This window comes from Veillonella sp. (assembly GCF_015058545.1).
Classification (GTDB): Bacteria; Bacillota; Negativicutes; order Veillonellales; family Veillonellaceae; genus Veillonella_A.
This window is the reverse complement of record NZ_SVCB01000115.1, coordinates 1-7,818: the sequence shown is the minus strand read 5'-3', so window position 1 is coordinate 7,818 and position 7,818 is coordinate 1. Positions and strand designations below refer to the sequence as shown.

7 protein-coding genes and 1 pseudogene are annotated in these 7,818 nt (G+C 45.6%); 7 read left to right on the top strand and 1 reads right to left on the bottom strand.

What is annotated here, in order from left to right:
• Positions 1-326: pseudogene (locus tag E7204_RS07715) on the bottom strand (4-(cytidine 5'-diphospho)-2-C-methyl-D-erythritol kinase); the annotation flags it as partial.
• A gap of 182 nt (positions 327-508) precedes the next feature.
• Here E7204_RS07715 and E7204_RS07710 point away from each other — a divergent pair.
• The 7 genes from E7204_RS07710 to wecB all read left to right on the top strand — a co-directional run.
• Positions 509-1,465 carry a YitT family protein gene (locus E7204_RS07710; RefSeq protein ID WP_295183277.1) on the top strand — a complete coding sequence of 319 codons (957 nt, stop codon included), beginning with the start codon at positions 509-511 and terminating at the stop codon, positions 1,463-1,465.
• 124 nt (positions 1,466-1,589) lie between these two features.
• Positions 1,590-2,498, top strand: a complete 909-nt coding sequence (locus E7204_RS07705) for a YitT family protein (RefSeq protein WP_295183275.1) — start codon at positions 1,590-1,592, stop codon at positions 2,496-2,498.
• 74 nt (positions 2,499-2,572) lie between these two features.
• Positions 2,573-4,255: a phosphoglucomutase gene (locus tag E7204_RS07700; protein WP_295183274.1), complete on the top strand. Its 1,683-nt coding sequence runs from the start codon at positions 2,573-2,575 to the stop codon at positions 4,253-4,255.
• 96 nt (positions 4,256-4,351) lie between these two features.
• Positions 4,352-4,621: an ACT domain-containing protein gene (locus E7204_RS07695; RefSeq protein ID WP_295183273.1), complete on the top strand. Its 270-nt coding sequence runs from the start codon at positions 4,352-4,354 to the stop codon at positions 4,619-4,621.
• A gap of 8 nt (positions 4,622-4,629) precedes the next feature.
• Positions 4,630-5,988: a PFL family protein gene (locus E7204_RS07690; RefSeq protein ID WP_295183271.1), complete on the top strand. Its 1,359-nt coding sequence runs from the start codon at positions 4,630-4,632 to the stop codon at positions 5,986-5,988.
• Between the two features lie 24 nt (positions 5,989-6,012).
• Positions 6,013-7,062: an MraY family glycosyltransferase gene (locus E7204_RS07685; RefSeq protein ID WP_295183270.1), complete on the top strand. Its 1,050-nt coding sequence runs from the start codon at positions 6,013-6,015 to the stop codon at positions 7,060-7,062.
• A 93-nt stretch (positions 7,063-7,155) separates the two neighbouring features.
• Positions 7,156-7,818 (top strand): UDP-N-acetylglucosamine 2-epimerase (non-hydrolyzing) (wecB, locus tag E7204_RS07680; RefSeq protein WP_295183268.1); only part of this gene is annotated, 663 nt, incomplete at its 3' end.

Below are 7,818 nucleotides of genomic sequence, written 5' to 3'. Positions count from 1 at the left end.
TCGGAGCTGCCACCGCCAAGTCCCGCTGCAGGTGGTACTCGTTTTAATAAGTGGATGGCGCCGCCGGTAGTGCAATCCGTATAGGTTTGCACGGCCCGCAAAGCTTTCATGGCTAAGTTTGTTTCGTCATAGGCCATCATATCGTTCATGTATTGCGGTAATTCCGGTGCGGAACCGGAGAAAACGACGGAATGATGTTTGGCAAAATAAATAGAATCACCCAAATAAATGGATTGGAAAATAGTATCGATATTGTGATACCCGTCATCGCGCTTATTGAGAATAGCTAAACCGATGTTAATTTTGCTGAAGCTAAGTTGCTCCATGGATATCCTCCTTTGTGTGATGAATGGATAGATTACTCGCTTTTATCGGTTAATTATCTAGTTGAAATTATAAGTTGGTTAGGTTAAGATGAACATAGATATATTATACCTTAATAGCTTCTATATTTAACTATAAATTATACGCTATTAACGGACAAATTTCAATTTTTCTAGGAGGAACTATGCAGTTCAAGTGGGGTCAAACCGTAAACGCCATAGTTATGACGACCATCGGTTCATTAATTTTTGCCATAGGGCTTGATGCTTTTATTGTACCACACAAGTTGGTATCCGGTAGCTTAAGCGGTGTCGCATTAATGCTTTATTATCTGACGGTAATTCAGGTCGGTACTTTGAATCTCTTGCTCAATTTACCGATACTCTGGGCCGCCTATCGTTGGCTGGGCCGTTGGCATTTGATGATTACCATCTTCGGAACGGCGGTAATTTCCCTCTTAATCAACGTCTTTGAATTTATGGCCGATTATCATATGACGCAGGATCCTTTGATTGGATCGTTGCTCGGTGGTATTTTATGCGGTCTCGGGCTTGGCATCGTGTATCGCTCCGGCGGTAATACGGGCGGCCTTGATCCGATTGCTATGATTATTCGCAAATATTACGGTCTCCAGATGGGCAGTATTATTTTTGGCATCAACTTCGTTATTCTAGTCGCAGCGGCCATAGTAATTAGTGTGGAAGCGGCGGCGATTACGTTGGTAAGCATTTATGTACAAGCTATGGTAACCAACAAAGTAGTAGTTGGTTTTAATCAGCGCAAAGCTATTTTTATTATTTCCACGTGTCCGTATAAAATCTGTGATGTTATTATTCACCAAATCGGTCGTGGCGCTACGATTTTAAACGGTGAAGGCGCTTACACGCATCAGCATAAACAGGTTATTTTAGTTGTAGTCGGTTTAATGCAGGTGGCAAAATTGAAAGCGGCGGTACAAAAAGAAGATCCGTCGGCCTTCATGATTTTATCCGACGCGGCAGAAGTTATCGGCCAAGGTTTTACCATTCCGTTGGCTACGCCGGCTACGGTCAATGCCGCCATTGAGCGGTCCGTTCAGACCGGTGCGATGAGTGATGCGTTGCCGGAAGAACCGAGCGGAACAGGCGAACATAAAGCGTAAGTCCGCTTTGGCAACGGCCGGGTTGATACTTTGCAGAGGTTTAATATAGTTTTAATGTAGTTTTACTAGGAATTGAGAGATGAGTGAGTCAGATTTTGACAACAGAGAATAGGGGGCGCGCAACATGGAAAAAGACTGGCGTACAACGATAAAGGTCATGATTTTGGTGACGTTCGGGACGATGCTGTTTTCCTTCGGGGTCAATTCGTTTATTGTACCGCATAAGTTGGTGAGCGGCGGAATCAGCGGTATTGCGTTGATGTTATATTACTTAACGGGTATTCAAATCGGTACAATGAACTTAATTTTAAACATTCCGATTTTGTATGCGGCCTATCGTTGGCTCGGTCATTGGCATTTAATGATTACCATTTTCGGTACGGTTGTTTCCTCGTTCATGATTAATGCATTTAGTTTTATGAACGCGTATCATTTGACTACCGACCCGTTGGTGGGCGCTATTTTAGGCGGGATTTTTACCGGCCTCGGCATGGGGACAATCTATCGGTCCGGCGGTAATGCGGGCGGGCTTGATCCGATAGCGTTGATTATCCGCAAGTATTACGGCCTTCAAATGGGGAGTGTTTCTCTCGGCATCAACTGCGTGATTCTCTTTGTGGCCAGTTTTATCATCAGTGTGGAAGCAGCGGCTATTACGCTGGTCTGCATTTATATTGCGGCCATGATTACGAACCGCGTAGTAGTTGGTTTCAGTCAACGCAAAGCGGTGTTTATTATTTCCTATAAACCATATAAAATTTGCGATTTGATTTTGTATCAATTCGGTCGCGGCGCTACGATTCTAAATGGTGAAGGAGCTTATACGCATCAGCATAAGCAGGTGATTCTGGTAGTAGTAAGCCTGATGCAGGTGGCAAAATTGAAAGAAGCGGTGCAAAAAGAAGACCCAACCGCCTTCCTCATGGTGACCGATGTGGCGGAAGTTATCGGTCGCGGGTTTTCCATTAAATCTTCGGCAGCCACAGAGCAAGCCATTGAGCGTGTACGGGCTCAGGTTGAGATGAACGATTAAACTTGATATTTCCTAAAAATATTTCCATAATATGAAGTATTATACATATATTAAAAACAATTGGAGGCTGCACTATGGCACATGAATTAGCAGGTAAATTAGTACGTCCGGAAGATTTGATTGACTTAGAGGCAATTGTTGAGGCTTATTATAATCAAATACCGGATTATGAAAAGCCGGAACAACGTATTTCCTTCGGTACATCCGGCCATCGCGGTAAATCGTTGGCAGGCAGTTTTAACAAGCTCCACGTAGCGGCCATTGCGCAAGCCATTTGTGACGGGCGTAAAGAGTTTGGCGCTACCGGCGTGTGCTTTGTGGGCCATGATACGCATGCTTTGTCGGAACCGGCCTTAGAAACGGTACTTGAAGTATTGGCAGCCAATGGTGTAGTGGCCGCTGTGGATGGTGAAAACGGCTTTGTGCCTACACCGAGTGTGTCCCGCGCTATTATTCGCTACAATGAAATCATTGATAAAGAAGAGAAAATCGCCTTTGTACCGGACTTTTTAAAAGAAAAAGTAGGCCATGGTAAAGCGGACGGCATTATTATTACGCCGTCTCATAATCCTCCGGACCAAGGGGGTATCAAATATAATCCGATTAATGGTGGCCCTGCTGATACGACGGTGACGAAGTGGATTGAGGATAAAGCCAATGAATATTTGAAAAACGGCGGTGATGGCATCCGTCTGGTAGCTATTGATGAAATCGATTCGGCCTTGCAATGGGAATATGATTATAAAGGGCTCTATGTAAAAGAGTTAGTCGATGTCATCGATATGGATGCCATTCGTAAAGCAAAACCTAAAGTGCTTATCAATGCTCTGGGCGGCAGCGGTATGGAATATTGGGAAGCCATTAGCGAAGAATATGGTCTCGACCTTGATATTATTAATAATGAATATGATCCGACGTTCAGTTTTATGCCGTACGACCATGATGGTGTAGTGCGCATGGATTGCTCCTCTGAATATGCTATGGCGGACGTGATTGCCAAAATCGGCGACTATGATTTAGCTGTAGGCAATGATCCCGACTATGACCGTTACGGCATCGTTACACAGGATGGGCTCATGCCGCCAAATCACTTCCTCGTAGCGGCCGGGGCATACTTGTTCTTAAACCGCAATTGGCAGGGCAAAGGTTTTGGTAAAACGGCTGTTGTTACCCAAATGGTGGATAAATTCTGTCAGGACAATGGCATCGAAGTGTACGAAGTGCCGGTAGGGTTTAAATATTTTTCAGCCCTACTCTTTGACGGGACTATCGGCATCGGTGGCGAAGAAAGTGCCGGCGCCTCCTTCCTTAAGAAAGACGGCACCGTGTGGACAACGGATAAAGACGGCATGATTATGGGCTTGTTGGCCATGGAAATGTTCGCCAAGACTAATGGCTTGACTCCGGATGTGCTCTATACATTCCTTACCAAACGCTATGGCGAGCCGGTGTTTGCCCGTGTGGATGCACCTTGCAGCAAAGCGGCGAAGGCACGTTTGAGTCAGTTGCAGCCAAGTGATGTGACGGCTACGGAATTGGCCGGCGAAAAAATTGAAGATATCCGCACCACTTCACTCTATGGCGATTATGCCATCGGCGGCTTGCGGATTACAACGGCTAATAGTTTCTTGGTGGCTCGTCCGTCCGGCACGGAAGATTTGTATAAAGTGTATGCCGAGACATTCCAAGGACAAGACGCCTTGGCGGAACTTTTGAAATCCGGTCAGACCTTGGTCGATGAAGTAACGTCCCGCTAGCACTGTATATGGTATTGCACCGCGAATTGTGGTATAATATAACATCATTGAAATTAGAGAGTACTGATAAGTAGGTATAAGGGAAAGGTGAATCACATGAAAGTAGTTGTAACCGTAGTAGGGGTAGACCGGGTAGGGATTATTGCACGTGTTGCTACCGTATTGGCAGAGAACGATGTAAATATCGTATCGATTAATCAGACTATTTTGGATGGCATGTTTAACATGATTATGATGTGTGAAGCCAAAGATCAGATCGCGTTGCCAAAAGTGCAGGCCGCATTAAAAGTTGAAGGCGAAGCCTTGGGCGTTCAAATTTTGGTACAACATGCGGATATATTCCTCAGCATGCATCGTATAGGGTAGGTGATGATATGTTAAGTATTGAAAATATCCTCGAAACCAACCAGATGATTCATGACAATAAATTGGATGTGCGTACGATTACGATGGGTATCAGTTTATTGGGGTGTACGGCCGTTGACGGCAACACGCTTTGCGATCGTATTTATGATCAAATTACGAAAGAAGCGGAACATTTAGTAGCCACCGGTGAAGCGATTGAACGTGAATACGGTGTGCCGATTATTAATAAGCGCGTATCTGTTACGCCGATTTCGCTTGTGGCGGCAGGCAGTGATTTAACGAATTATGTACCGGTAGCCAAAGCGTTGGATAAAGCAGCTAAAGCGGTAGGTGTTAACTTTATTGGCGGTTTTTCCGCCTTGGTAAGTAAAGGCTATACCGATGGCGACCGTCGTTTGATTGCGTCCATTCCGGAAGCCTTGGCCACCACTGATATAGTGTGCAGTTCCGTAGGTATCGGATCCACTAAAGCAGGCATCAATATGGATGCGGTCGCTGAAATGGGCCGTGTTGTTAAACAAACCGCTGAGCTTACCGCGGACCAGGATGCGCTTGGTTGCGCTAAGCTTGTTATTTTCTGTAACCCTGTTGAAGACAATCCGTTTATGGCAGGCGCGTTCCATGGTGTTACGGAAGGTAATACAACGATTAGCGTTGGTGTCAGTGGACCGGGCGTTGTTAAGCATGCCTTAGAAGCAGTGCGGGGACGTCCTTTTGACGAAGTGGCCGAAACGATTAAGCGTACGGCTTTCAAAATTACGCGCGTAGGTCAATTAGTGGCTCAGGAAGCATCGCGGCGCATGGGCAAGCAGTTCGGGATAATCGATTTATCCTTGGCTCCTACGCCTGCTGTAGGTGATTCGGTAGCACACGTTTTGGAAGAAATGGGTATTACCTCTTGTGGGGCTCATGGTACAACGGCAGCCTTGGCATTGTTGAATGATGCGGTTAAAAAAGGCGGCCTTATGGCATCGTCTCATGTAGGCGGTCTCAGTGGCGCGTTTATTCCGGTCAGTGAAGATAGAGGCATGATTGATGCTGTATCGGTAGGTAGTTTAAGTTTAGATAAATTAGAAGCCATGACCTGTGTTTGCTCGGTCGGTCTTGATATGATCGCGGTTCCGGGGGACACATCGGCAGCTACTATTTCGGCGATTATTGCCGATGAAGCGGCTATTGGCATGATTAATAATAAAACGACGGCTGTTCGTTTGATTCCGGTTCCCGGCAAAACTGTCGGCGAAATGGTTGAATTCGGCGGCCTCTTGGGCTATTGCCCAATCATTGAAGTAAGTCCGTTTGGGGCGGAAGAGTTTATCCAACGTGGTGGACGAATTCCGGCACCTGTACGCAGTCTTACGAACTAAGGACGAGCACGAGGAGGTGCGGTAATGACGGTGTACGTGTGGGCATTCGTTGTGGCGTTGGTCATTTCGTTTGCGATTACACCGCTGATTAAAAGGTTGGCGATTAACATTGGGGCTATGGATAAGCCGGATGCGCGCAAAGTGCATCATGGCTCCATTCCTCGCTTAGGTGGCTTGGCCATCTTCATAGGCTATATTATATCGGTTCTCTATACGGTAAAAGACTTGCAGGCTATACTAGGGCTCATCTTGGGTTCTATTGTGCTTGTAGGGGTCGGTATCTGGGACGATGTAAAACAAATTGGCCCAAAAACTAAATTAACAGGTCAAATTTTAGCGGCGGTGGTAGTCGTGGCCTTTGGTAACCAGGTTGAATTTATTACCAATCCTTGGGGACACGTGTTCTACTTGGGCTTTTTGTCGATTCCGCTGACCATCTTTTGGATTGTAGGTTTTACCAATATCGTAAACCTCATCGATGGTCTCGACGGTTTGGCAGCCGGCATTTCTTTGATTTCAAGCCTGACCATTTTTACCATTTTATGGCAAATGGGGCAGGTTGACTTAGCGTGCGTTGCGTTGGCCTTGGCCGGTGCGGCGCTCGGTTTTTTGCGTTACAATTTTAACCCTGCAAAAATCTTCATGGGTGATACGGGCAGTATGTTGTTGGGCTACACAATGGCCACAATTTCCGTCATGGGTGCTGTGAAAACAGCGGCTACTATTTCGTTGGTAGTACCGGTAATTGTATTAGGCCTGCCTATTTTGGACACTACCTTTGCCATTATTCGCCGTAAGATTAACGGCCGACCGGTATTTAAACCGGATAAAGGCCATATGCATCATCGTTTGTTGGCACTCGGTTTGTCCCAAAAACAAGCCGTGTTGTTAATGTATGCCGTTACGGCGTTGTTGGGCTATGTAGCTATTTTGTTGGCAAAAGTAAATATATTGGTCGGCATTATTATAGTGTTGGCTATTTTGTGTGTTTGCGTGTTTATTGCAACTAAATTGGGAATGATTGCTAAAGACGAAGTCATTGCCAAGGAAAATACGGCAGCAAATAGACATTAATATAGGTGCGCTTGTACGCTTGTACAAGCGCCTTCATAGCATACAGGGTATGTAAGCTTGTGTAGGCTGGCTAATTATGGGAGGTATTATTAAATGTTGAAAGTAATGACGATTTTTGGGACCCGTCCTGAAGCGATTAAAATGGCGCCGGTGGTTAAGGCTTTGGAAGCGGCTCCGGATATGGAAGCAATTGTAACCGTAACGGCACAGCATCGTGAAATGCTCGATCAGGTATTGGATTTATTTGCGATTACGCCGGACTATGATTTGAATATCATGAGTCAGGGGCAAACTTTATATGACGTGACAACCAGAGCCTTAGAAGGGCTAAAGGATGTGTTAAAAGAAGCAAAACCTGATGTAGTGCTTGTACATGGTGACACCACCACTACCTTCGCCGGCGCATTGGCTGCGTTCTACCAGGAAATTCCGGTAGGCCATGTGGAAGCCGGCCTTCGCACAGGCAATATTTATTCTCCATTCCCTGAAGAAATGAATCGTAAATTGACCGGTTCACTCGCAACCTATCATTTTGCACCGACTTCGAGTGCGGAAAAGAACTTGATGAAAGAAAATATCGGTTCCGCTCATTTATATGTGACCGGTAACACCGTTATTGATGCCCTTCAGACTACGGTCAAAGATAACTACCAGTTCGAAGAAGAGCTTCTCAATAATTTAGATTATAAAAATCGTCGTATCGTCCTCGTAACGACCCATCGTCGTGAAAACCTGGGCGAACCGATGCGTCATGTA